The organism is Polaribacter sp. SA4-12, assembly GCF_002163675.1.
Classification (GTDB): Bacteria; Bacteroidota; Bacteroidia; order Flavobacteriales; family Flavobacteriaceae; genus Polaribacter.
The window spans coordinates 1056680-1081433 of the sequence record NZ_CP019334.1; the positions used below are offsets into that span (position 1 = coordinate 1056680).

Genomic DNA, 24754 nt, shown 5'->3' on the forward strand with positions numbered 1-24754 from the left:
ATGGAATTTAAATTGGTATCAGAATTTTCTCCAACAGGAGATCAACCACAAGCAATAAAAGAGCTTACACAAAATATTATTGAAGGAGAAAAGTTTCAAACGTTATTAGGTGTAACTGGTTCTGGAAAAACTTTTACGGTTGCAAATGTTGTAAAAGAAGTAAGAAAACCAACGTTAGTTTTAGCTCATAATAAAACATTAGCAGCTCAGTTATATTCTGAATTTAAACAATTCTTTCCTGAAAATGCAGTAGAATATTTTGTCTCTTATTACGATTATTATCAACCAGAAGCATACATCCCTGTAACAGGTACTTTTATAGAAAAAGATTTATCTATAAATGAAGATATTGAAAGACTACGTTTAAGCACAACCTCTTCCCTACTTTCTGGTAGACGAGATGTTTTAGTTGTTGCTTCCGTTTCTTGCTTATATGGTATTGGAAACCCTGTAGAATTTAAGAAAAACGTAATTCCTATTCATGTTAATCAACAAATTGCAAGGACAAAATTTTTACATCAATTGGTGCAAAGTTTATATTCTAGAACAGAACACGAAATAAAAAGTGGAACCTTTAAAGTAAAAGGTGATGTTGTAACTATTTATCCATCTTATGGAGATAATGGCTATAGAATCCATTTTTTTGGTGATGAAATTGAAGAAATAGAATCGTTCGATTTAGAAAGTAATACCGTTTTAGAAAAGTTCGAAGAGCTTACTATTTATCCTGCAAACTTGTTTGTAACCTCTCCAGATGTTTTACAAAACGCCATTCATCAAATTCAAGATGATATGATGTTACAAGTAGATTATTTTAAAGAAATCGGCAAACATTTAGAAGCAAAACGCTTAAAAGAACGTACAGAATTCGATTTAGAAATGATTCGTGAATTAGGGTATTGTTCAGGTATTGAGAATTATTCTCGTTATTTAGATGGAAGAGCACCAGGAACAAGACCTTTCTGTTTATTAGATTATTTCCCTGATGATTATTTAATGGTTATTGATGAAAGCCATGTTACAATTCCACAAACACACGCAATGTATGGTGGCGATAGAAGTAGAAAAGAGAACTTAGTAGAATATGGTTTTCGACTGCCTGCTGCAATGGACAACCGTCCTTTAAAGTTTGAAGAGTTTGAAGGCGTTCAAAACCAAGTTATTTACGTTTCTGCAACTCCTGCAGATTACGAACTTCAAAAAACAGAAGGTGTTTTTGTTGAGCAAATTATTAGACCCACAGGTTTATTAGATCCAATTATAGAAATTAGACCAAGTTTAAATCAGATTGATGATTTAATTGAAGAAATACAAATTCGAGTAGAAAAAGACGAACGTACTTTGGTGACAACTTTAACCAAAAGAATGGCAGAAGAACTCACAAAATACCTAACAAGAGTAAGCATACGTTGTAGATACATTCATTCTGATGTAGACACTTTAGAACGTGTAGAAATTATGCAAGATTTACGTAAGGGTATTTTTGATGTTTTAATTGGCGTAAACCTTTTAAGAGAAGGTTTAGATTTACCCGAAGTTTCTTTAGTTGCTATTTTAGATGCTGATAAAGAAGGTTTTTTAAGAAGTCATCGTTCTATAACACAAACTGTTGGTAGAGCTGCAAGAAACGTTAATGGTTTGGCTATTTTATATGCTGATAAAATGACAAAAAGTATGCAAAAAACGATTGATGAAACAGATAGAAGAAGAGAAAAACAGATTGCATATAATACAAAACATAACATCACACCTACTCAGATTAATAAAAAAATAGATGATACTTTGTCTAAATCTGCAGTTTCTAGTTATCATTATGACAATGCTAAACAAGTGGCAGCAGAACAAGACTTACAATATTTACCAAAAGAAGAAATAGAAAAACGAATTAGAGAAAAACGCAAACACATGGAAGCTGCAGCTAAAGATTTAGACTTTATTGTAGCTGCTAAACTGCGTGATGAAATTGCTTTATTGAGAGAAAAATTATAAAATTAATCAAATTCGTTTTCTTATTAATAATTTAACTTCATAAAGACAAAATCACTAAATTGTTTATATATATAAACAACAGTATATCATCATTAAGTTAGGCAATTTTTAAAACACTTACAACAGCAGAAATAATAAATTCAACACCTATTGCAATCACAATAAATCCAATAATTCTTGACAACGCATTTATTCCTGAAGCTCCCAATTTTTTAACGATATTAAATGAACTTTTTAATATTAGATAAATACATATTGTAGATAAAACAATTGCACCAAGAATAATTAAAACTTTGTCCAATCCTTTAAATTCTTGATTATAAGTTATCAATAAAGAAATTGTTCCTGGACCTGCAATCATTGGTATTGCTAAAGGTGTTAAAGAAAATTCTGAACGACTTTTAAGATCTTTCTTAACCTTATCTTTCTTCATTCCTTTATGCTTATTATACTCGCCTGTTAATAATGCAAAACCAGAGGAAACAATAATTAATCCACCTGCTATTTTTAGAGAATTTAATGTAATTCCAAAAAATAGTAAGATAAATTTACCTACAAAAAATGAGATTAGTAATATTAATAAAACATTTATAGATGTCCAAAACGCTATTTTATTACGTTCTAACTTATTGTGTTCTTTTGTTAACCCAACAAATATAGGTACAGTTCCAAAAGGGTTCATAACAGAGAATAATGCTCCAAAAATTGTTATAAATAATTCCATTCTTTTTTTAACAAAAATTGTTTTTTAAAACTTCTTTTAACGAAACTTTAAGTGAAGTTTATGTTAAGTTAATACGAATAAAAATGAAAAAACAGTAACTTAGCTAGACACCTATTAAAGGGATTTTTAACAACACATATTCATAGAAATAAAACCGACTTATTAAAACCACATCATTATGAAATTCAATAATATCTTAGAAACCATTGGCAACACACCAACCGTAAGATTAAGTAAATTATTTCCAAATGCAAATGTTTGGATGAAACTCGAAAAAGCAAATCCAGGAGGAAGCATTAAAGACAGAATTGCATTAGCAATGATTGAAGATGCTGAAAAAAGTGGAATACTAACAAACGATACTGAAATAATTGAACCAACTTCTGGAAACACAGGAATAGGTTTAGCAATGATTGCTGCTATAAAAGGCTACAAACTGACTTTAGTTATGCCAGAATCAATGTCTGTTGAACGAAGAGCTTTAATGACAGCTTATGGTGCTAATATTGTTTTAACTCCGAAAGAACTAGGCTTAGGAGGAACAATTGCTAAAGCAGATGAAATGGTTGCCAATAATAAAAATTCGTGGATGCCTTCTCAATTCAAAAATCCAGCAAACCCAGAAATACACAGAAAAACTACTGCTTTAGAGGTTATTAATGACTTTCCTGAAGGAATAGACTATTTAATTACCGGAGTTGGAACGGGTGGTCATATTACAGGTATGTCTGAAGTTTTAAAAGAGAAATTTCCTAGTTTAAAAGTATTTGCTGTTGAGCCTGATAGTTCTGCTGTAATTTCTGGAGAAAAACCAGGACCTCATCCTTTACAAGGAATAGGACCAGGATTTATACCTGATGTATTTAATACTGAAACAATAGATGGAGCCATTAGAATAACCAAGGAAGAAGCATTTGCTGAAGTTAAAAACATAGCAAAAACAGAAGGAATCTTAGTAGGTATTTCTACAGGAGCATCATTAGCTGCAGTTAGAAAACAATTACAGACTTTAAATGGAGAAGAAACAATATTAACGATGAATTATGATACTGGAGAACGCTACCTATCTATTGAAGGTCTTTTAAATTAAAAGATTAATACTGCTATTATAACTTAATTAAAAGTCATAAAAAAAACGCCTCATTTTCATGAGGCGTTTTAAATATATTTAAACTTTAAACTAAGATGCTTCTAAAACTTCTTGTACTTTATCAGCAGCTTCTTGAAATTCTGTTGCAGAAATAATTTCCATTCCAGAATTATCAATTAATTCTTTTGCTTCTTTAGCATTTGTTCCTTGTAAACGACAGATAATTGGTACAGTAATTTTATCTCCCATACTCTTATAAGCATCAACAACTCCTTGTGCTACTCTATCACAACGAACAATACCACCAAAAATGTTAACTAAAATTGCTTTTACATTCGTATCTTTTAAGATAATACCAAATGCAGTTTCAACTCTTGCTGCATCAGCAGTACCACCAACGTCTAAAAAGTTAGCAGGTTCTCCTCCAGATTCTTTAATTAAATCCATAGTTCCCATTGCTAAACCAGCTCCGTTTACCATACAACCAACGTTTCCGTCTAAATCTACATAGTTTAATCCTGCAGCTTTAGCTTCAACTTCAATTGGGTTTTCTTCTCTTAAATCACGCATTGCTGCATAATCTTTATGTCTAAATAAAGCATTTTCATCTAAAGATACTTTAGCATCAACTGCCATTATTTTAGAGTCAGATGTTTTTAAAACCGGATTGATTTCAAACATTGCAGAATCAGAACCAATGTATGCTTTGTATAAATTAGTAACAAACTTTGTCATTTCTTTAAAAGCAACACCAGATAAACCTAAATTAAAAGCAACTTTACGTGCTTGAAAAGGCATGATACCTAATAAAGGATCTATTTCTTCTGTAAAAATTAAATGTGGAGTTTCTTCAGCAACAATTTCAATATCCATTCCACCTTCAGTAGAATACATAATCATATTTTTACCAGTAGCTCTGTTTAATAAAACAGACATATAATATTCATCTGGCTCAGAATCTCCAGGATAATATACATCCTCACAAATTAAAACTTGATTTACTAATTTTCCTTCTGCAGAAGTTTGAGGCGTAATTAACATCATTCCTAAAATATCATCAGAAATACTTTTTACTTGGTCTAAGTTTTTAGCCAACTTAACTCCACCACCTTTTCCACGACCACCTGCGTGTACTTGTGCTTTAATTACGTGCCAACCTGTTCCTGTTTCTTCTGTAAGCTTTTTTGCAGCTTCTACTGCTTCAGCAGGAGTACTTGCAACAATTCCACGTTGAATTCTAACGCCAAAACTGTTTAAAATTTCTTTTCCTTGATATTCGTGTAAGTTCATGTGTAAATGTTTAATACGGAAAACAAACATACAAATTCATAAACAAAACATTGCATAGTTTTCATTAAAAAAAATATCGAAAATTTTACACCCAATTTTCTTTAAGAAAATTTTAACATTTAACAAGTGTAACACTCCAATTTTTAAGAAGTCTTTCTATTAATTAACATGATTCAAAGACTTATTATATTAATAAAGATAAATGCTTTAGCATCGTGTTTACACATAACCAACCAAAAATTACATGTTAAAAAAAACCATTTTACTACTGATTGCTTTACTATCACTCAATCAGTTATCAGCACAAGATAAAGAAAAACGAAAAAAAATTAAAACTACAAGAGTAAAAAATGCGCCTAAAATAGATGGTGTATTAAATGATGAAGCATGGAAAAATGCTGAATTAATTACAGATTTTGTGGTTTTTAGACCTAGTAATGGCAAACCAGTTTCTTCAGAATACCAATCTATTGTTAAAGTTATTTATGATGATGATGCTATTTATATCTCTGCTCAAATGAAGGATCCTGATCCTGAAGGAATCCCTAAAGAGTTCTCTACAAGAGATAATTTTAGTGTTGCAGATTTCTTTTTGGTAACTATAAACCCAAATGACGATGGTCAAAATCCATTTGAATTTGTTGTTCAAGCTACGGGAAATCAAGCAGATTCTAAAGTTTCTAATGGAAATGAAGATTTTGATTGGAGTGCCGTTTGGAAAAGTGCTGTTTCTACGGATGCTAAAGGCTGGAATGTAGAAATGAAAATTCCTTACAGAGCTTTACGTTTTGCTAATAGACCTATACAGTCTTGGGGATTTAACTTTCACAGAAGATTAGAAAAATTAAACGAACAACACACTTGGACACACATTGATAATTCTGTTGGACGCTGGACACAATATGATGGTTTAATTACAGACTTTAGAGATATTAAACCTCCTACAAGGTTAAACTTATATCCTTATGCATCTGCAACTGCAAATACTTTTGAAGGACAAACCGATTTTGATTGGAGTGTTGGTATGGATATAAAATATGGTTTAACAGAAAATTTTACGCTAGATGCAACTCTAATTCCAGACTTTAGTCAAGTTGGTTTTGATGATGTAGAATTAAACCTAGGTCCATTTGAACAACAATTTACTGAACAACGACAGTTTTTTACTGAAGGAACAGAGCTTTTTAACAAAGGAAACCTATTTTATTCAAGAAGAATTGGGAGCTCTCCTATTGATCAATTTGATATTGAAAGTACATTATCTTCAGAAGAAGAAATTACAGATTACCCAGGCAAAGTAACAATGTTAAATGCTATAAAAGTTTCAGGAAGAACCAAAGGCGGTTTAGGAATTGGTTTTTTTAATGCTCTTACCGAAAAAACGGACGCTACTATAAAAAACACTTCAACTGGTAAAACTAGAAAAGAAGTTATAGATCCTTTTACAAATTATAACATATTGGTATTAGATCAACAATTTAACCAAAACTCTACAGTAACGTTAATCAATACAAATGTTACTAGAGATGGGAGATTTAGAGACGCAAATGTAACCGCTTTAGATTGGCATATAGAAACGAAAGACAGTAAATACAATGCAGATGGCTCTGTTAGAATGAGTAACATTTCTGATGATGTAAACAACCCAAATACTGGTTATACTTTTGATAATAGCTTTGGATATAATTCTGGACATTGGAATTGGGAAATTGGTTACAATTTTGAAAACAAGGATTTTAATCCTAATGATTTTGGAATTCTATTTAGTAACAATGAACAAACAATTTATGGAAGTGCTGGCTGGAGAACTTTACAACCAACAAAAAAGTTTAACAACTATAGTTTTAACTTTTATAACCAATTAAATTTTCAGCATTATTCTGGCGTTTACACAGGTTATAATTCTGGTTTAAACTTTAATGCACAAACAAAAGAACGATTTTCTTTTGGAGGTAATTATAATTACGGTACAGAGAGTAAAGATTTTTTTGAGCCAAGACAAGGATCTACAAGCGGAATCTATTTTTTACAACCTGAAAGAACAAACATAAATGGTTGGATATCCACAAATTCACAAAAGAAATTAGAATTAAATGTAAACGGATATTACACAGGTTACAGTGACAATCCAAAATCTAGCTACGGTTTTAGTATTGCTCCTCGTTATCGTTTTACAAATCAATTTTCTTTGAGATATAGATTAAATTATAATAAAACAAAGAACGATCAAGGTTTTGTAGATGAAGAAGGATCAAATATCGTTTTTGGTATGAGAGATAGAAAAAACTACACAAATACCATTTCTGGAAAATATAATTTTAGTACAAACTCATCATTATCTTTAAGTTTTAGACACTATTGGGGATCTGTAAATTATAATGGATATCACAATTTAAATTCTGAAGGAAATTTAGACCCAAACACAACTTATACTGGTGACAACGTAAACTTTAATAGTTGGAATTTAGATTTAAACTATATCTGGCAATTTGCTCCTGGAAGTCAATTAATTGCTTTTTACAGAAATTCAATTTTTAATGAAGACACAAAGTCTGATTTAAATTTCTTCAAAAATTTAGATAATTTATTCGATCAATCACAAAGACACACTTTTTCTGTTAGATTGGTTTATTTTATTGATTACAATAAGCTTAAAAATATCTTTTAAAATTTATTTCCCCATTTTTTTAAACCGGATATTCTTCACTTATAAGGATATCCGGTTTTTTATTAATTCAATTCAAGTCTTTTTTATACATTCGTTACAAAGTTTCAAGTATGATAATTGGTAAAAACATTCACAAATATTACGGGGATGTAGAAGTTTTAAAAGGAGTAGATTTACATATAAAAAAAGGAGAAATTGTTGCTATTGTTGGTCCTTCTGGAGCAGGAAAAACAACTTTACTTCAAATTTTAGGTACTTTAGATAAACCTTTAAAAGAAGAAAACTTCGAATTAAAACTAAACAACGTTTCTCTTAAAAATCTAGCTGACAAAGAATTATCTATTTTTAGAAACAAGCATATTGGTTTTATTTTTCAATTTCATCAATTGTTACCAGAATTTACCGCTTTAGAAAACGTATGTATTCCTGCTTTTATCGCAAAAAAAGGAAAACAAGAAACAGAAGAAAAAGCAAAAAAGATTCTTAACTTTTTAGGATTATCACACAGAATAGATCACAAACCAAACGAATTATCTGGTGGAGAGCAACAAAGAGTTGCGGTTGCAAGAGCGTTAATTAACGATCCTTCTGTTATTTTAGCAGATGAACCAAGTGGAAATTTAGATAGTGAATCTGCAAAAAACTTACACGAACTATTTTTTAAACTTCGTGATGAATTTGGACAAACCTTTGTACTCATTACTCATAATGAAGAATTGGCAAATATGGCAGACAGAAAACTGACCATGAAAGATGGAAAAATAATTTAATTATGTAACATTCTTCAATTTTATACAACTAATGTATAAACGCTATTATGAAAGAAATATTCCTAAACCTTGTCGCATACTTAAAAAATCCAGTTTTAGAAAAAGACACAAATACAGATCTAAAATATCGATTTAAAATATTTTTTCAGATTCTTGTAATTGGTATTTTAACCGGATTTATTATAACTCCCATTTTTGCACTTATTCAAGAATTAGATTTGGTAAATATGGAAAACCATAAGCTAGCAGATCAATTTAAAGAAATGGGAATTCCTCTAATGCTATTAATAGGAGCAATTGTTGTTCCTGCTATTGAAGAAGCAATCTTTAGAGGACCAATAACACTCTTTAAAAAGCCTAAGTCTTTTAAAATTGCTTTTTACTTTTTTGCTTTAATCTTTGGATTTGTACATCTTTCAAATTTTGAATTCACAACAAATGTCTTATTATTATCACCTATACTAGTACTTCCTCAAATACTTTTAGGAGGCTATTTGGGCTATATAAGAGTTCGTTTTGGCTTACAATGGTCTATACTTTTACATGGAACATACAACTGTTTTTTCTTATTAATAAGTACTTTAATAGAGTTTTAAATGAATAAATCTGAGCTTAAAGAATTTTTAGATGAAAAGGTTATTCTATATAACAATCCTAAGTTTATTGAGTCTGATCCTATTCAAATTCCACATTTATTTTCTAAAAAAGAAGATATTGAAATTGCTGCATTTTTAACAGCAACCATTTCTTGGGGAAATAGAACGATGATTATAAGAAACGCCTCTAAAATGATGGCTTTGTTTGATAATGCTCCTCATGATTTTGTTTTAAACCATCAAGAAAGCGATTTAAAATCTTTAGAAGGCTTTGTTCACAGAACCTTTAACGCCATCGATTTACAACAGTTTATAAAATCATTACAACACATCTATAACAATCACCAAGGCTTAGAAAATGTATTATCTATTAAAGATAATGCTACAACCTATAAAGATGCAATTCATCACTTGAAACAAGTGTTTTTTGAAGTTTCTCATCAACAAAGAACTCAAAAGCATATTTCTGATCCATTAAAAAATTCTGCTGCAAAACGTATAAATATGTTTTTACGTTGGATGGTTAGAAACGATAATGCAGGAGTTGATTTTGGACTTTGGCAAACACACAAGGCAGCCAACTTATCTTGTCCTTTAGATGTACATTCTGGCAACGTAGCAAGAAAGTTAAAACTACTTTTAAGAAAACAAAATGACTGGAAAGCACTTTCTGAATTAGATAACAACTTACGAAAGTTAGACAAAAACGATCCTGTAAAATACGATTTTGCATTATTTGGTTTGGGTGTTTTCGAAAAGTTTTAATTAGTAATTAACAAGGAGTCTTCTCTTTGTAATTTTTATAATAAATTAGTGTTTTTAAAATTACTAAAAAAAATAAATGCAGTTTAAAAACCCAGCAGTTTTATACTTTTTAGCACTACTAATTATTCCTATTTTAGTGCATCTTTTTCAATTACAAAAGTTTGTAAAAGTCCCTTTTTCAAACGTTGCATTTTTACAAAAATTAGTGCAACAAACACGTAAAAGTTCCCGCATAAAAAAGTGGTTAATTTTAGCCACAAGGTTACTATTATTTACAGCGATAATTCTTGCCTTTTCACAACCTTATTTTAGCGATAAAAAATCTAATTTAAAACAGCATAACTTTATCTATTTAGATAATTCTTTAAGCACAAATACAACAGGTGAAAAGGGAAATTTGTTACAAATAGCAGCTCAAGAAATTATAGAAAATGTTTCAGAAAAAGATGTATATTCGCTACAGACAAATTCAGATTTCTACGATGAAATTACAAAAACTGAACTTAAAAATGTACTACTAGACATTAAAGAAACTTCAAAAAAAATAGAATTACCCACAGTTTTATTGAAATTTCAGTCAAAATTAGAGAATAAAACCAACGATTTAAGTAAAGTTATTTTAGTATCTGATTTTCAGAACACTTACATAAATATGTTTACAAATGTAACACCCCCTTTTTCAGCCATAAAACTAGCATCTTCAACAAAAACAAACATTTCTATAGACAGTGTTTTTATCAGTAATTCTAACGCAACTAATTTTATACTTAACGTCCTTGTAAAAAATCAAGGCGAAGCAAAAAACAACATTCCTATTGCTATTTACAACGACTCAAAACTAATTAGCAAGCTCTCCTCCTCTTTTGAAAAAGATACTCAAAAAACGATTCAATTTAAAATTCAAAACCAAAAAGAATTTAAAGGAAAAATAGCCATCAATTTTAACGACACTTTTCCTTTTGACAACGTGTTTTATTTCACCTTAAAAAACGATCAAAAAATCAATGTTTTATCCATAGGAAAAGACGTAGATTTTCTTTCTAAAATTTACAATAAAAAGGAATTTAATTTTACACAATCTACCGTTCAAAATACCAACTATAATAGTATATCAAAACAACAATTAATTATACTAAATGAAGTTGAAAATATTTCTGAAATTGTATCAAAAAAAATTATTGAGTTTTCTAAAAACGGTGGAAATTTAGTTATTATTCCAAATGAAAAACTAGATATCAACTCCTACAATTCTTTACTTAAAAATTTAAATGCAGGTAAAATTCAACCTAAAAAAATTGATACTTTAAAAATTACAAATATCAATTACACCCATCCATTATTTCAAAATGTATTTTCTAAAAAAGTAACCAACTTTCAATATCCAACTGTTCAGAGCCACTTCCCTATTTCATCTAAAAACGCAAGCAATATTGTTTCGTTTGAAAACAACACTTCATTTATATCTCAAATTAAGAACGCTAAGAGCAGCATTTATTGGATCTCAAGTTCTTTAGACAGAAAAAATAGTAACTTCATTAATTCACCTTTAATTGTACCCGTTTTTTATAATTTTGGTAAATTAAGCTTTAAACACGCACAACTTTTCTATAGAATTGATGCTGAAAATAAGATTGATATTAAAACAAATATTGATAAAGACAAGGTTTTAAGAATCGTAAATTCAGAAAACTCTTTCATTCCTTTACAACAGAAATTTCAAAACAAAGTTAGTCTTACTTCAAAAATTCAACCTTTAAAAGCAGGAATTTACTCTGTTCTAAAAGACACAGATACAATTCAACAATTAGCATATAATTACCAAAAAGAAGAAAGTTTATTAAACTTTCTAGATTTAAACGAACTAAAAAAATCGAACAAAAAAATTACTATTTCTAACTCTATTGCTAACACTTTTAAAGAAATCAACAAAAAAAATGAAGTTCATTGGCTTTGGAAATGGTTTTTATCATTGGCAATTGTATCTTTGCTTTTAGAAATTTTGATATTAAAATTCTATAAACCATGACTACGCTTATAAAATCGGCAACGATTATAGACTCTTCAAGCCCATATCATAATCAACAAAAAGACATTTTAATTACCAACGGAATTATTGGTAAAATCGCTGATTCCATTACAACAGAAGACAATTATCAAGTTGTAGAACTAGATAATTTACACGTTTCTTGTGGTTGGTTTGATACGAGTGTTTCTTTTGGAGAACCAGGTTTTGAAGAAAGAGAAACTATTAAAAACGGATTAAATGTTGCTGCAAAAAGCGGTTTTACATCCGTAGCTGTAAATGCAAACTCAAATCCTGTAATTGACAATAAGTCTGCAGTTGAGTTTTTAATTCATAAATCTAACGGATTTGCTACAAACTTATATCCTATTGCTGCTTTAACACAAAAAAGCAAAGGTGTAGACATGGCAGAATTGTATGATATGCAACAATCTGGCGCAATTGCTTTTAGTGATTACAAAAAACCAATTGAAAATGACAACTTAATGAAAGTTGCTCTTTTATATGCTCAGAACTTTGATGGTTTGGTATTTAGTTTTCCTAAAAACAACTCAATTGCTGGTGAAGGAATTGCAAATGAAGGAATTAACAGTACAAAATTAGGGCTCAAAGGAAATCCTGCTTTAGCAGAACACATACAAATTGCTAGAGACATCTATTTATTAGAATATACTGGCGGAAAACTACACATTCCGACTATTTCTTCGGCAAAATCTGTTGACTTAATTAAAGAAGCTAAAAAGAAAGGTTTGCAAGTAACTTGTAGCGTTTCTACACATCATTTAACATTGACTGATGATGAATTACATGGTTTTGACAGTAATTTTAAAACAAACCCACCTTTAAGAACTGTTGCTGACATAAAAGCCTTGCAAAAAGGAATTAAATCTGGCGTTATAGATATTATTACATCAGACCACAACCCTATTGATATAGAACATAAAAAAGTAGAATTTAGCGAAGCAAAAGACGGAACTATTGGTTTAGAAAGTGCTTTTGGAGCAATAAATTCAGTTTTAAATTTAGAAGATTTCATAGAAAATATAACCACTAAACCTAGAACAATTTTCGGAATAGAAAATTATACTATCCAAGAAAACAATAAAGCAGAAATCACTTTATTCAATCCGGAAAACAACTACACTTTTACAAAGAAAGATATTTTATCAACATCAAAAAACAGTGCTTTTTTAAATAAAAATTTAAAAGGAAAAGCATATGGAATTTACGCTAACAACCAATTAATCATAAATTAAACATCATGGAAAATCAAACTGTAAACGATGGAAAAACAATGGCAATTATTAGCTATATAACTATCGTTGGAACCTTAATTGCATTCATATCAAACAATAACACAAAAAACAGTTTTACTAGTTTTCATATTAGGCAAATGATTGGTTTAAACGTACTATACTTTACAAACCAATGGATAATCTATAAATTTATTGGTTCTACAGCTGGTTGGGCTTTTGGTATTGTCATTTTTGTTCTTTGGATTATTGGAATCATTGGAGCTGTTAAAGGAGAAGAGAAAAGAGTACCAGTAATTGGAGATCAATTTCAAGATTGGTTTAAAAATATATAGTAAAATAATAAAGTAGCATAAAAAATGAGCAATTTACAGTACCTAGTAAGACAACCAGTAACAGCTGTTGAAAACCCACCTTTATTAATTTTATTACATGGTTATGGTAGTAATGAACAAGATTTATTTTCTTTTGCAGAAGAATTACCAGACGAATTTTTAATTATTAGCGCACAAGCACCTTTACCAATGGGAGGTGGAAGTTATGCTTGGTATTCTATTAATTTTGATGACATAAACGGTAAATTTTCAGACTTAGTACAAGCAAAAGAATCTATTGATAAAATAGCTGTTTTTATTGATGAAATAAAAGAAAAATACAAGACAGACCCTGAAAAAACGTTTTTACTAGGTTTTAGTCAAGGTGCAATTTTAAGCTACTCTTTAAGCTTCTTTTACCCGAATAAAGTACAAAATGTAATTGCTTTAAGCGGTTATGTAAATGCTGAATTATTACCAGAAACTATTTCTAAAGATATTAAAACGGAATATTATGGTTCTCATGGTTCTGTAGATCAAGTTTTACCTGTAGAATGGGCTAGAAAAAACAAACCTTTTCTAGAAAATTTAGGACTTAACTACGAGTATTCTGAATACCCAGTTGGTCATGGAGTTGCTCCACAAAACTTTTATAGTTTTAGAAAATGGATTCAAGAACGTTTGTAGGTTGAAAAAAACTGTACAAAAGGTGTTTATATCCTGAAGTTGGCATAATTAAGAAAAACCGAATGGCAGACCTAAATAGAAGTGAAAAGTTGAAATTAGAAAAGTTCTTTGAAATGGAAGGCGGTTATGTACTTGATTTTTCAAATAGGACTTTAAGTAATTTTGTTTTTGAAACATTGAATTTAGAATTATATTCAGATAATTACTCTGATTTTGGAGATTCTAAAGCCAACAGACTAAGAGCAATTTGGCATAAAGAAAAAAACTATACAGTAGGAAAATTAATCTCTGAAATGCTAGATTATTGGAAGGACAAAAAACTTATGTCTTATGGAGAAATAACTCAACCTGAGCAAAATCTATTTGACGAGTGTCAAAAAATAGCAGGAAAACTATTAGAGGACACAATTATTGAAGAAATTGGCGTAATTAAAGAAGTTTCTGATGATAGAGACTTTAGCTTACTAGCTAAATCTATCCGAGAAAGTATAGATAAAAATGAACCTGAAGTTGCTTTAGATAGATTGCATACATATGTAATGAAATTTATCCGACAATTATGTAAAAACCATAAGGTTGAAATTAAAAAAGAAGAATCACTAAATGCTATATTTGGTAAATATGTAAAGTTCATTGTAGCAAATGAGAAAATCGAATCTCAAATGACTGAAAGAATTTTAAAATATTCTATCCACGTCTTAGAAGCATTTAATGACATTAGAAACAATAGAAGTTTTGCTCACGACAATCAAATTTTGAATTATTCTGAAAGTGTTTTAATATTTAATAATGTTACTAACTCGATAAAATTTATTGAAACCATTGAAAAGACAATAGAACAAGAAAATAAAAAAGAAGAAACAAAAACGGTTAATTGGGAAGAATTACCGTTCTAAAGATATTTAAGAGCCTATGTAACAAAGTAGAATTAGTAACCAGTTATCTATTTGACCTCAGTCAATTTCTATTCTTCGCATTAGCAATAGTGTTTGTAGAACTGATAAAATCTGTAATTATGGAAAAATTGAAAATGATTATTCGTGAAGCGACCCTCGTGTGAAGAATGGAGCCTTTGCTTTGGAATGTTAGTAACTGACGAAAATTAAATTTTATTAGGACTGAGGGTTAAAGGGGTTCGAGTCCCCTGCTTCACACCATTTTAAAAACAACTACGCACAACATCGTGTATGAAAAATCACTTAATTTTAGCTGAACCTAAAGTTGTTGCATTTATACTTATTTCTTTTTTCTGCAGAAAATTCACTTTTCTGAAACACCCAAAACAACAATATTTAGAAAAAAAAAACTGAAAGAAATTACGTTACGGAAGATTGAATGAGATAAAAAAAGGGCTAAAACACCGTAAAATAAAACGGTATGATTCTAGATTATTCACAAAAATCACCACAGACTTTCCTGATTAGTAATTATTTAGTAGCTTTGCCGCTAAACCAACTCAACAAAACTTTTACAACAAAGCTATTAACCATTTAAGAAAGAACATTAGAACTTAAAATTTTGTTTTTCATAAAAAAGTATAATTATTATTAAACCAACAAAAAACATTACCCTAAAAAGAACTGCACTTATATTTAGTCTAATAACTCTATTCTTTAATCTCGAATCAAATGCAAATCGTACGATGTATGTTGATGATTTCGAATTAATAATAGGTAATACTACTGCCGAAAATATATTGTTAGAATATGCTCAAGCTAATAATATTGAGACGTTATTGCTATATGGTCTTCATATTTTTAACGCCAATAACAACCTCTCAAATACTGAGACAAATTATGTTTTAGCAAATTTTATATATAAGGCTAAAACCATTTATGGTGTTATATCGGTTGGAGCAACTGCCGAAAACGGAAATTTTTTCACCAATACAATTGACACTTATAATAATAGCAGAAGTGATCCTTTAGAAAAATTTGATATCTATAATTTAGAATTTGAATATTGGAGCAACTATGCAACTGGTCCAGGCGGTTATTATTGTAATACTTATTTAACACCAAATAACCTTCCATGCACCATAGAAGGAGCCTTTGAGTTTTATATTTCTGTTTTACAAACAATTAAAAATTTAGCTATCAATAATTCCCATCCAATAACTACAGAAGCATATGTAGGTTGGCCAACCGAAACAGAAGCAAGTACAATAGGCGCCAATTTAGACAGAGTTCGAATACACGCATATGTAAGTAACCCAAATTCTGCTTTTAGTTATTTAGAAAATAGACTTATAGATTTTGCAAATGGAAACCCAGATATAGATGTCTCCATTATTTTTTCATCCGAACCTGAATTTATGAGTGATTGGCTAAGTAGTAACTCAATAATCGCTGCTGAAAATATTTTTATCGATGATTGGAGGAATGCATCATCTATTTGGGCAAATAACATCAATTTAATTGATTTTACATATTTCACTTATACCGATCTCAAAGATACAGATACAACCCTATCAACTAACATTCAAGAAGTAAAAGAAGTAGTAAGTGTCTTTCCTAATCCTATGCAGAATACACTCTCAGTTCGAAGTATTGCTCCAATAAAAAACATTAGAGCTTACGATGTCTTGGGCAAACTTGTTCTTGAAACAAAAGAAAGAAACATTAATGTTAATAATCTATCTGCAGGAATTTATTTTTTTCAAATCCATACAGAGAAAGGAATGAAAATAATTAAAACAGTAAAAGAATAAACTAGAATAAACTAGAATAAACTAGAATAAACTAGAATAATACATTTTACAAAAAAAACCAAAACAACTACTTTTTAAAATACAAAATTCATCAAAAAATATAGTTTCTTTTAAACTACCTTTGCATAAAAATATTTAAATGCAGTTTTCTGAATTACCATTACATAAATCAATCTTAAAAGCAGTTGCTGAAGAGCGATTTCATACACCAACCCAAGTACAAGAAAAAGCAATTCCTTTAGTTTTAGCTAAAAAAAATATAATTGTTTCTGCACAAACTGGTACAGGAAAAACTGCTGCTTTTGCGTTGCCTATTATTCAATTGTTATTAGAAAAACAAGAAGAAGAAAAAGGTACAAAAAAGATAAAGTCATTAATTATTACGCCAACTCGTGAGTTAGCAATACAGATTTTAGAGAATTTTGTAAGCTATACAAAACACACAGATTTAACAACTACCGCAGTTTTTGGTGGTGTTTCATTAGATCCTCAGAAAGAGATATTAAAAACTGGTGTAGATGTATTAGTTGCAACTCCAGGAAGATTAATTGATCTTCAAATGCAAGGAAACATCGATTTAAGCGCTGTTGAAATTTTTGTTTTAGATGAAGCTGATTTAATGCTAGATATGGGCTTTATTGCTGATGTTAAGAAAATAGAAGCTTTATGTCCTAAGAAAAAACAAACACTACTTTTTTCTGCAACAATACCAGAAAAAATAGATCAATTAGCGAATAGAATTCTAAAAAATCCTATAAAAATTGAAATAAACCCAGAGGAAACAACTGCTAAAAATATTGGTCAATTATTATATTATCTTCCAAAAAAGAACAAAACAGATTTGTGTCTGCATTTATTAAGACACACATTAAATGGGAAAATAATTATTTTTAGACGTACAAAACTCGGTGTTGACAAATTAGAACAGAGTTTACTTAAAAACGATTACAAGGTTACTAGTATTCATGGTGATAAAACACAAGCAATAAGAAATAAAGCGATTGAAGATTTTAAAGATAAGAAATCTAATATCTTAATTGCAACAGATGTTGCTGCTCGTGGAATTGATATTACAAATGTAGACGCTATTATTAATTTCGACATTTCTAATGTACCTGAAACATACGTACATAGAATTGGTAGAACTGGTAGAGCAGGAAAATCTGGAATTGCATTATCTTTCTGTTCTCCTGACGAAAACGCATATATTAAATTGATTGAAGCTTTAATTGAAAAACCAATTAAAGTTATAACGGATCACCCGTATATTATCAATCCTCCTAAGCATAGAAAACAACAACCGAATACAATTAGTAAAAATAAAAAAGGAAGAAAATCCGAAGCTTCTAAAAAGAAGAAAAAACGCTGGTATTAATTATCTCGTTTGTTTTCAACATATAAAAACCTCATAACTTTCTATTAAGTTATGAGGTTTCTTTTTATTAAAAAACAGGTATTTACCCTTATAGTAATCAATTTTCTAAACGATTATTTTTACGTAAAATAGCATAGCCAATTTAAAAAGCATGACTTTACACGATATTAAAAGTAATTTAGAAGATTTTGAATTGTTTCAATGTGGCATGTATCATGAAAAAGTAAGATTAGACCCCAAAACAAAACTTCCTTTAAAAACGAATATTATTGGAGAGAATCAATTCTTAAGAATAGATTTATGCAACTCTAAACTAAGAAAAAAGAGATTAGGTTGTGCACATTCATCTGCTAACCTTAATTTTAACGAACTCATCAATAAAATTGAAATTGACTCAATTCACATAAAAGAAATCCAAATAAAAATCAATGAAACAATTCTTAACATTTATGAATTAGATCATAAAAAAGGGAATTTAGAAAAGGAATTTGCAGAAGTATTATTAAATACTATTCCTAATTTAGAAACTAGGAATAATATTCAAAATAAAATAGGCATTTGTATAAGCCTACATAGAGATTATATAGCTACTTTAAAAGTTCTGAAAGATGAATTAATCAATATAATTGATCAAACCATTAAAAATGAAACAAAATTTAAAGTAAATTAATTACTCGTAATCTTTCATTTCTAAATCGTAAAAAGCACCAGCTTTATCCATTAAATCGGCTAATTCTGTAGCAATATCTTCTTCAGTTTCTCCTGTTAAATCTTCGAACCATTCGATATCATCATCTTTTAAATTGATTAAAAAACGAGGAAATTCTGTATGTAACACAAAAATATCTTCAGGAAAATTACTGTTATCTGCTAATAAAAATTTAGGTAAGGTCATGTTTTTGCTTAATGAGTTTTAAAGTTAACGAATTAAATCTAATAAATAATAAAATGGAAGCGGTAGTTAATCCTGCAAGCAAGCCTAACCAAATACCAAAACTACCATACATTTCTTCTTTTCCTAAAAAATAGGATACAGGAAAACCTACAACCCAATAAGAAATAAAAGTAAGAATTGTTGGAATTTTCACGTCTTGTAAACCACGTAAAGCTCCTAAAACTACAACTTGTATACTATCTGAAATTTGAAAAAATGCTGCTGCAATTAATAATTTTGATGCAATAGAAATTACTTCTATATTGTCTGCATAATTTGCAGTATCACTTAAATCTACATAGATTTTTGGTAAGCTTTTATGAAAAATAAAGAATAACAATGCAAAGAAAACTGCTAGTAATACTCCTAATAAAAAGAGTGAAAAAGCAATTCTACGCAACTCTTTATAATTTTTTAATCCTTTTTGATTTCCTACTCTAATCATAGATGCTACACTTAATCCCATAGCAACCATAAACGCCATAGAAGACAAGTTTAATGCAATTTGATTTGCTGCTTGTGGATTTTTACCCAACAAACCACTTAACCAAATAGCAGCTGTAAAAATAGCTACTTCAAAAAACATTTGCATTGCACTTAAAGAGCCTAAATTGATGATTCTCTTTATCATTAGAAAATCTAAAACAAAGAATTTTATATCTCTAACTATTTGTTTCGACCTTTCTTTATAACGTAATAATAGCCATAAATAAACAACCATTACAATACGAGAAATTAAAGTTCCATAAGCTGCACCAACAATACCCATTTCTGGAAAACCAAACTTTCCGAAAATCAATAAATAGTTTAAAATTATATTTATAATGTTTGATAATAACGTAGCGTACATCGGGTATTTAGTCATCGACATTCCATCACTAAATTGTTTTATTGCTTGAAAAATTATCATTGGAATTAATGAAAAAGCAACCAAATCTAAATACGGAATCGCCAATTCTACAACCTCTTTTGGTTGTTTCATTAAATACATTAAAGGTTTAGAGAAATAGATTCCTAAAAATAACGCAATACCTAATGTTGTACATAAAAACAAACCGCTTTTATAAGTAGATCTTGCTTGTTTTAAATTATCTGAAGAATCTGCTTCTGCAATTAATGGTGTTATTGCTGTAGAAAAACCAATACCAATAGACATCGCAATAAACATAAAACTGTTTCCTAGAGAAACCGCAGCTAATTCTGCTGTTCCCATTTGCCCAACCATAATATTATCAACAAAACTAACAAATGTATGACCTAACATACCTAACATTACAGGTGCTGCAAGTTTCCAGTTGTATTTAAATTCTGATGTGTATTGAGAAATATTCAATGTAAAATTAGTTTTTCAGACTGCGAAGATAAGTATTAAAGCAAGATGTTTTTATGTAGAAGTAATCCATTTTCTGATAAAGTTTTTTCAATAAAAATAGTTACTTTTGACAAACTAAAAAACACACTATAATGGCAAGTATTACATTAAAAGGAAATGCAATAAATACAATAGGTAATTTACCAACAACAGGAACAAAAGCTTCTGATTTTAAGCTAACTGCTGTAGATTTATCTCAAAAGAGTTTATCAGATTTTGCTGGTAAAAAAGTAATTTTAAATATTTTTCCTAGTGTAGATACTGGTACATGTGCAACGTCTGTTAGAGAATTCAACAAAAAAGCTGCAGATTTAGAAAACACGGTTGTATTATGTATTTCTAAAGATTTACCTTTTGCTCAAGCTCGTTTTTGTGGTGCAGAAGGAATTGATAATGTCGTTATGTTATCTGATTTTGCTGATGGTAACTTTGGTACATCTTACCAATTAGAAATTGCAGATGGTCCTTTAGCGCACTTACACTCTAGAGCAATTGTTATTGTTGATGAAAACGGAAACGTAGCTTATACTGAACAAGTTTCTGAAATTGTTGATGAACCTAATTATACAGCAGCTTTAAACGCACTATAATTTATGAAAAATCCTAACGATAGCTTTTTAAGAGGAAGACTTCGTAGTTTAAAGTTTGCATTAAGAGGAATGTGGCTTTTAATAACGACTGAAGATAGTATAAAAGCACAACTTTTTGTTGCTATAATTGCGACTATTTTAGGTTTTTATTTTGATATATCTAATGTAGAATGGATGATTCAATTTTTAGCAATTGGGTTGGTTTTAGTTGCTGAAGCTGTAAATACTGCTGTAGAAGAAGTTGCAGATTTTATTCACCCAGATTATCATGAAAAAATAGGATTAATAAAAGATATAGCAGCAGGCGCACCAAGTTTTGCTGCTTTTATTTCACTAATTATTGCTGGTTTTATATACATTCCTAAAATAACTTTACTATTTTAGACAAAAACGTATATTTACTACTAAATTTCACCAAAAACATTAATGGCTAAAAGGAAAACAAGCACAAAAACAATAATAGATTCTTTGGATAAAAAACCGTCTATTTTTGCCTATTTTAAAACAAGACAAGCACAGACTATTTTAGGAATTTTCTTAATTTTGTTCTCTGTTTTTTTGTGTATTGCTTTTATTTCCTTTTTCTTTAATTGGCAAGAAGATCAAAGTACACTTACTCAATTAACTGATAAAACAGTTAGAAGTAAAAACTTACTCGGTAAAATTGGTGCAAATTTAAGTCACTTTTTTATTTATAAAGGTTTTGGAATTGGCGCATTTATTATTGCTTTTCAAGTATTTTTATCAGGAGCACATATTCTTCTTAAAAAGAAACTTTCTAAAGCAATCATTTCTTGGAATTGGGCACTTATAGCCATGTTATGGCTTTCTGTTTGTTTAGGGTTTTCTCATAGTAATTATGCACTTCTCTCAGGAATTATTGGTTTTGAAATTAATGAATACTTACAAGCTTTTATAGGTAAAACTGGTTTAGTAATTCTTCTAAGCTTCTTTTTTATAGCTTATATCGTTTTACGTTACAAAGTAACTTTTGATAAATATTTAGAGAATTACAAAAAAAATAGAGAAAAAAGAAGAGCCGAAGAATTAATTGAAAAAGAAAGTGTAAACGATATTGTATCCTCAACATCAACTAATGAAGCTCTAAAAACAGAGACAAAAGAAGAAACTAAAACGATCACATTAAAAACGGATAAAAAAGAAAAATCTGTCGTTGAACTTTCTTTAGAAAATTTACAACCAACAATTTCTAAACATTCTGATGTTTCAAACAAAAAAGAAGAAATTACTTTAAAAGTTGAAAAAGAATCAGGACCTGTATTAAAAACTGAAATACCTAAAGAAGAAGAAAAAGGAATTGAAGTAGAAATTGATGTTGCCATTGGTAGAGAAGAAGAAACTTCTACAGAGAACTTATCAAATCAATTGGTAAAGGAATTTGGTGAGTTTGACCCAACACTAGAATTAGGTAATTTCAAATTCCCAACTTTTAATCTTTTAAAACAATACAATGAATCTATTTCTATCGACCCAGAAGAATTAGAAGCTAATAAAGATAGAATTGTTGATACATTAAAAAACTACAAGATTGGTATTGCAGAAATTAAAGCAACTGTTGGACCAACAATTACATTATATGAAATTGTACCAGAAGCAGGAATTAGAATTTCTAAAATTAAAAATTTAGAAGATGATATTGCACTTTCTTTATCTGCATTAGGAATTAGAATTATCGCTCCTATTCCAGGAAAAGGAACTATTGGTATTGAAGTGCCTAATAAAAAATCGACCATTGTTTCTATGCATTCTGTTATTTCATCAAAGAAATTTCAAGAGTCAACGATGGAATTGCCTATCGCTTTAGGTAAAACAATTTCTAATGAAACCTTTGTGGTAGATTTAGCTAAAATGCCTCACTTATTAATGGCAGGTGCAACAGGGCAAGGAAAATCTGTTGGTTTAAATGCGGTTTTAACATCGCTTTTATATAAAAAACATCCTGCTGAAGTAAAGTTTGTTTTGGTAGATCCTAAGAAAGTAGAATTAACATTATTCAATAAAATTGAGCGTCATTATTTAGCCAAATTACCAGATAGTGAAGACGCAATTATTACAGATACAACTAAAGTTGTACATACTTTAAATTCACTTTGTATAGAAATGGACAATCGTTACGATTTGTTAAAGAATGCAATGGTTCGTAACATTAAAGAATACAATACAAAGTTTAAACAACGTAAATTAAACCCAAATGATGGGCATCAATATTTACCATATATTGTTTTGGTAATTGATGAATTTGCAGATTTAATTATGACTGCTGGTAAAGAAGTAGAAACACCAATTGCACGTTTAGCTCAGTTAGCTAGAGCAATTGGAATCCATTTAATTGTAGCTACTCAAAGACCATCTGTAAATGTAATTACAGGTATTATAAAAGCCAATTTCCCTGCAAGAGTTGCATTTAGAGTAACATCAAAAATAGATTCTAGAACAATTTTAGATGCTGGTGGTGCAGATCAATTAATTGGTCGTGGAGATTTATTATACACTGCTGGTAATGAAATTAATAGAATTCAGTGTGCTTTTGTAGACACTCCTGAGGTTGAAAAGATCACAGACTTTATTGGTTCACAAAAAGCATATGCAGAAGCACATCAATTACCAGAGTATGTAGATGATGAAAGTGGCACAAGTATTGATATAGATATTTCAGACAGAGATAAACTATTTAGAGATGCTGCAGAAATTATTGTAACAGCACAACAAGGTTCGGCTTCTCTTTTACAGAGAAAATTAAAATTAGGTTACAATAGAGCTGGTCGTTTAATAGATCAATTAGAAGCTGCAGGTATTGTAGGAGGTTTTGAAGGTAGTAAAGCAAGACAGGTTTTAGTGCCAGATTTTGTTGCATTAGATCAATTATTAGAAAACGAAAAGAAACAATAGAAATGAAAAAAATAACAATCTTATTTTTAAGTATATTTTTAACAACAATTACTTTTTCACAAAATTCAGAAAAAGCAAAATCACTTTTAGACGAAGTTTCTACAAAAATGGGAGCTTATAAAAATATGTCTATCGATTTTAGTCAAACTTTAAGTAATGAAGATGCTGGTATTATGGAAGGTGATGAACCACCAATTAGAGGTCAGATTTCATTACATGGAGAAAAATATAGTTTAAATTACTTAGGTAATAAATTCATCTTCGATGGAAAAAAACTGTACGTAATTAATAATGATGAAAAAGAAATTACCATTACAGATGGTGATATGAGTGGAGATGATGGTTTTATTTACCCTTCTAAATTACTAACTTTTTACAAAGAAGGTTACAATTTTGAAATGGGTAATTTAAAGAATTTAAAAGGTAGAAAAATACAATTTGTAACCTTAAATCCTATTGATAGTGAATCTGATATTGTTAAGGTAGAACTCGCTATAGATGCAAAAACATTGCACATATATAAGTTAATTCAAACAGGATCTAATGGTTCTAAAACAACATTTACAATTACAGAATTTAAAAGCAATCAAGCTTTGTCTAGCAATTACTTTTCTTTTAATGAAGAAAAATATAAAAAGCTGAAATTTACAATAGACTAATTTTTTTTCAATTAACAGAAATTTAGTAGCTTCTT

At 29.5% G+C, this 24754-nt stretch carries 22 protein-coding genes; 18 read left to right on the forward strand and 4 right to left on the reverse strand.

Features of this window, described 5'->3' with window-relative positions; genetic code table 11:
* Nucleotides 1-1989 (forward strand): excinuclease ABC subunit UvrB, encoded by a 1989-nt coding sequence (uvrB, locus tag BTO07_RS04590; protein WP_087520106.1) that lies wholly within the window; start codon nt 1-3, stop codon nt 1987-1989.
* Between the two features lie 97 nt (nt 1990-2086).
* On the opposite strand, the gene BTO07_RS04595 is transcribed toward uvrB, so the two are convergent.
* Nucleotides 2087-2713: a MarC family protein gene (locus tag BTO07_RS04595; protein WP_087520107.1), complete on the reverse strand. Its 627-nt coding sequence runs from the start codon at nt 2711-2713 to the stop codon at nt 2087-2089.
* Between the two features lie 178 nt (nt 2714-2891).
* Between BTO07_RS04595 and cysK the strand changes: the two genes are divergently transcribed.
* Nucleotides 2892-3803 carry a cysteine synthase A gene (gene cysK / locus BTO07_RS04600; protein ID WP_087520108.1) on the forward strand — a complete coding sequence of 304 codons (912 nt, stop codon included), beginning with the start codon at nt 2892-2894 and terminating at the stop codon, nt 3801-3803.
* 90 nt (nt 3804-3893) lie between these two features.
* Here the strand turns inward: cysK and sucC are convergent, their stop codons facing one another.
* A complete protein-coding gene (gene sucC, locus BTO07_RS04605; protein ID WP_087520109.1) occupies nt 3894-5093 on the reverse strand; it encodes an ADP-forming succinate--CoA ligase subunit beta in 1200 nt (399 codons plus the stop codon).
* A 244-nt stretch (nt 5094-5337) separates the two neighbouring features.
* On the opposite strand from sucC, the gene BTO07_RS04610 reads away from it, so the two are divergent.
* The 12 genes from BTO07_RS04610 to BTO07_RS04665 all read left to right on the forward strand — a co-directional run bounded on the left by BTO07_RS04610 (nt 5338) and on the right by BTO07_RS04665 (nt 18924).
* Entirely contained in the window at nt 5338-7761 is a 2424-nt protein-coding gene (locus tag BTO07_RS04610; RefSeq protein ID WP_087520110.1) for a DUF5916 domain-containing protein, read from the forward strand.
* Nucleotides 7762-7871: 110 nt separating this feature from the next.
* Nucleotides 7872-8531, forward strand: a complete 660-nt coding sequence (locus tag BTO07_RS04615) for an ABC transporter ATP-binding protein (protein ID WP_087520111.1) — start codon at nt 7872-7874, stop codon at nt 8529-8531.
* 47 nt (nt 8532-8578) lie between these two features.
* Nucleotides 8579-9127 (forward strand): CPBP family intramembrane glutamic endopeptidase, encoded by a 549-nt coding sequence (locus BTO07_RS04620; RefSeq protein ID WP_087520112.1) that lies wholly within the window; start codon nt 8579-8581, stop codon nt 9125-9127.
* Entirely contained in the window at nt 9128-9892 is a 765-nt protein-coding gene (locus BTO07_RS04625) for a TIGR02757 family protein (RefSeq protein WP_087520113.1), read from the forward strand.
* Between the two features lie 76 nt (nt 9893-9968).
* Nucleotides 9969-11918, forward strand: coding sequence for a BatA domain-containing protein (locus BTO07_RS04630; protein ID WP_087520114.1), 1950 nt, complete (start codon nt 9969-9971; stop codon nt 11916-11918).
* Nucleotides 11915-13171, forward strand: coding sequence for a dihydroorotase (locus BTO07_RS04635; RefSeq protein WP_087520115.1), 1257 nt, complete (start codon nt 11915-11917; stop codon nt 13169-13171). Before BTO07_RS04630 ends, BTO07_RS04635 begins: the two co-directional genes overlap by 4 nt.
* A gap of 5 nt (nt 13172-13176) precedes the next feature.
* Nucleotides 13177-13503: a DUF4870 domain-containing protein gene (locus BTO07_RS04640; protein ID WP_087520116.1), complete on the forward strand. Its 327-nt coding sequence runs from the start codon at nt 13177-13179 to the stop codon at nt 13501-13503.
* 24 nt (nt 13504-13527) lie between these two features.
* Nucleotides 13528-14169, forward strand: coding sequence for an alpha/beta hydrolase (locus BTO07_RS04645; RefSeq protein WP_087520117.1), 642 nt, complete (start codon nt 13528-13530; stop codon nt 14167-14169).
* Between the two features lie 62 nt (nt 14170-14231).
* Complete coding sequence (locus tag BTO07_RS04650) at nt 14232-15065, forward strand: abortive infection family protein (protein WP_087520118.1); 834 nt, start codon at nt 14232-14234, stop codon at nt 15063-15065.
* A gap of 746 nt (nt 15066-15811) precedes the next feature.
* On the forward strand, nt 15812-16879 hold the full coding sequence (locus tag BTO07_RS04655; protein WP_087520119.1) for a T9SS type A sorting domain-containing protein: 1068 nt from the start codon (nt 15812-15814) through the stop codon (nt 16877-16879).
* Nucleotides 16880-17018: 139 nt separating this feature from the next.
* Nucleotides 17019-18254, forward strand: coding sequence for a DEAD/DEAH box helicase (locus BTO07_RS04660; RefSeq protein ID WP_087520120.1), 1236 nt, complete (start codon nt 17019-17021; stop codon nt 18252-18254).
* 151 nt (nt 18255-18405) lie between these two features.
* Complete coding sequence (locus BTO07_RS04665; RefSeq protein ID WP_087520121.1) at nt 18406-18924, forward strand: hypothetical protein; 519 nt, start codon at nt 18406-18408, stop codon at nt 18922-18924.
* Here BTO07_RS04665 and BTO07_RS04670 read toward each other — a convergent pair whose 3' ends face one another.
* Together BTO07_RS04670 and BTO07_RS04675 are read right to left on the reverse strand one after the other, a co-directional pair.
* Nucleotides 18925-19149: a hypothetical protein gene (locus BTO07_RS04670; protein ID WP_087520122.1), complete on the reverse strand. Its 225-nt coding sequence runs from the start codon at nt 19147-19149 to the stop codon at nt 18925-18927.
* Nucleotides 19136-20521, reverse strand: coding sequence for an MATE family efflux transporter (locus BTO07_RS04675; protein ID WP_087520123.1), 1386 nt, complete (start codon nt 20519-20521; stop codon nt 19136-19138). The genes BTO07_RS04670 and BTO07_RS04675 overlap by 14 nt, the downstream gene beginning before the upstream one ends.
* Before the next feature lie 131 nt (nt 20522-20652).
* Between BTO07_RS04675 and tpx the strand changes: the two genes are divergently transcribed.
* From tpx to BTO07_RS04695, 4 genes are read left to right on the forward strand one after another with little or no spacing between them, the layout of a single operon-like run.
* Entirely contained in the window at nt 20653-21150 is a 498-nt protein-coding gene (gene tpx / locus BTO07_RS04680) for a thiol peroxidase (RefSeq protein ID WP_087520124.1), read from the forward strand.
* Between the two features lie 3 nt (nt 21151-21153).
* Complete coding sequence (locus BTO07_RS04685) at nt 21154-21534, forward strand: diacylglycerol kinase family protein (protein ID WP_087520125.1); 381 nt, start codon at nt 21154-21156, stop codon at nt 21532-21534.
* A gap of 42 nt (nt 21535-21576) precedes the next feature.
* Entirely contained in the window at nt 21577-24060 is a 2484-nt protein-coding gene (locus BTO07_RS04690) for a DNA translocase FtsK (RefSeq protein WP_087520126.1), read from the forward strand.
* A 2-nt stretch (nt 24061-24062) separates the two neighbouring features.
* Nucleotides 24063-24719 (forward strand): LolA family protein, encoded by a 657-nt coding sequence (locus tag BTO07_RS04695; protein WP_087520127.1) that lies wholly within the window; start codon nt 24063-24065, stop codon nt 24717-24719.
* The last annotated feature ends 35 nt before the right edge of the window (nt 24720-24754 follow it).

Bases quoted from the DNA above. Each gene is read 5' to 3' on its own strand.
- uvrB (WP_087520106.1), top strand. From the start codon at position 1: ATGGAATTTAAATTGGTATCAGAATTTTCTCCAACAGGAGATCAACCA.
- BTO07_RS04595 (WP_087520107.1), bottom strand. From the start codon at position 2,713: ATGGAATTATTTATAACAATTTTTGGAGCATTATTCTCTGTTATGAAC.
- cysK (WP_087520108.1), top strand. From the start codon at position 2,892: ATGAAATTCAATAATATCTTAGAAACCATTGGCAACACACCAACCGTA.
- sucC (WP_087520109.1), bottom strand. From the start codon at position 5,093: ATGAACTTACACGAATATCAAGGAAAAGAAATTTTAAACAGTTTTGGC.
- BTO07_RS04610 (WP_087520110.1), top strand. From the start codon at position 5,338: ATGTTAAAAAAAACCATTTTACTACTGATTGCTTTACTATCACTCAAT.
- BTO07_RS04615 (WP_087520111.1), top strand. From the start codon at position 7,872: ATGATAATTGGTAAAAACATTCACAAATATTACGGGGATGTAGAAGTT.
- BTO07_RS04620 (WP_087520112.1), top strand. From the start codon at position 8,579: ATGAAAGAAATATTCCTAAACCTTGTCGCATACTTAAAAAATCCAGTT.
- BTO07_RS04625 (WP_087520113.1), top strand. From the start codon at position 9,128: ATGAATAAATCTGAGCTTAAAGAATTTTTAGATGAAAAGGTTATTCTA.
- BTO07_RS04630 (WP_087520114.1), top strand. From the start codon at position 9,969: ATGCAGTTTAAAAACCCAGCAGTTTTATACTTTTTAGCACTACTAATT.
- BTO07_RS04635 (WP_087520115.1), top strand. From the start codon at position 11,915: ATGACTACGCTTATAAAATCGGCAACGATTATAGACTCTTCAAGCCCA.
- BTO07_RS04640 (WP_087520116.1), top strand. From the start codon at position 13,177: ATGGAAAATCAAACTGTAAACGATGGAAAAACAATGGCAATTATTAGC.
- BTO07_RS04645 (WP_087520117.1), top strand. From the start codon at position 13,528: ATGAGCAATTTACAGTACCTAGTAAGACAACCAGTAACAGCTGTTGAA.
- BTO07_RS04650 (WP_087520118.1), top strand. From the start codon at position 14,232: ATGGCAGACCTAAATAGAAGTGAAAAGTTGAAATTAGAAAAGTTCTTT.
- BTO07_RS04655 (WP_087520119.1), top strand. From the start codon at position 15,812: ATGTATGTTGATGATTTCGAATTAATAATAGGTAATACTACTGCCGAA.
- BTO07_RS04660 (WP_087520120.1), top strand. From the start codon at position 17,019: ATGCAGTTTTCTGAATTACCATTACATAAATCAATCTTAAAAGCAGTT.
- BTO07_RS04665 (WP_087520121.1), top strand. From the start codon at position 18,406: ATGACTTTACACGATATTAAAAGTAATTTAGAAGATTTTGAATTGTTT.
- BTO07_RS04670 (WP_087520122.1), bottom strand. From the start codon at position 19,149: ATGACCTTACCTAAATTTTTATTAGCAGATAACAGTAATTTTCCTGAA.
- tpx (WP_087520124.1), top strand. From the start codon at position 20,653: ATGGCAAGTATTACATTAAAAGGAAATGCAATAAATACAATAGGTAAT.
- BTO07_RS04685 (WP_087520125.1), top strand. From the start codon at position 21,154: ATGAAAAATCCTAACGATAGCTTTTTAAGAGGAAGACTTCGTAGTTTA.
- BTO07_RS04690 (WP_087520126.1), top strand. From the start codon at position 21,577: ATGGCTAAAAGGAAAACAAGCACAAAAACAATAATAGATTCTTTGGAT.
- BTO07_RS04695 (WP_087520127.1), top strand. From the start codon at position 24,063: ATGAAAAAAATAACAATCTTATTTTTAAGTATATTTTTAACAACAATT.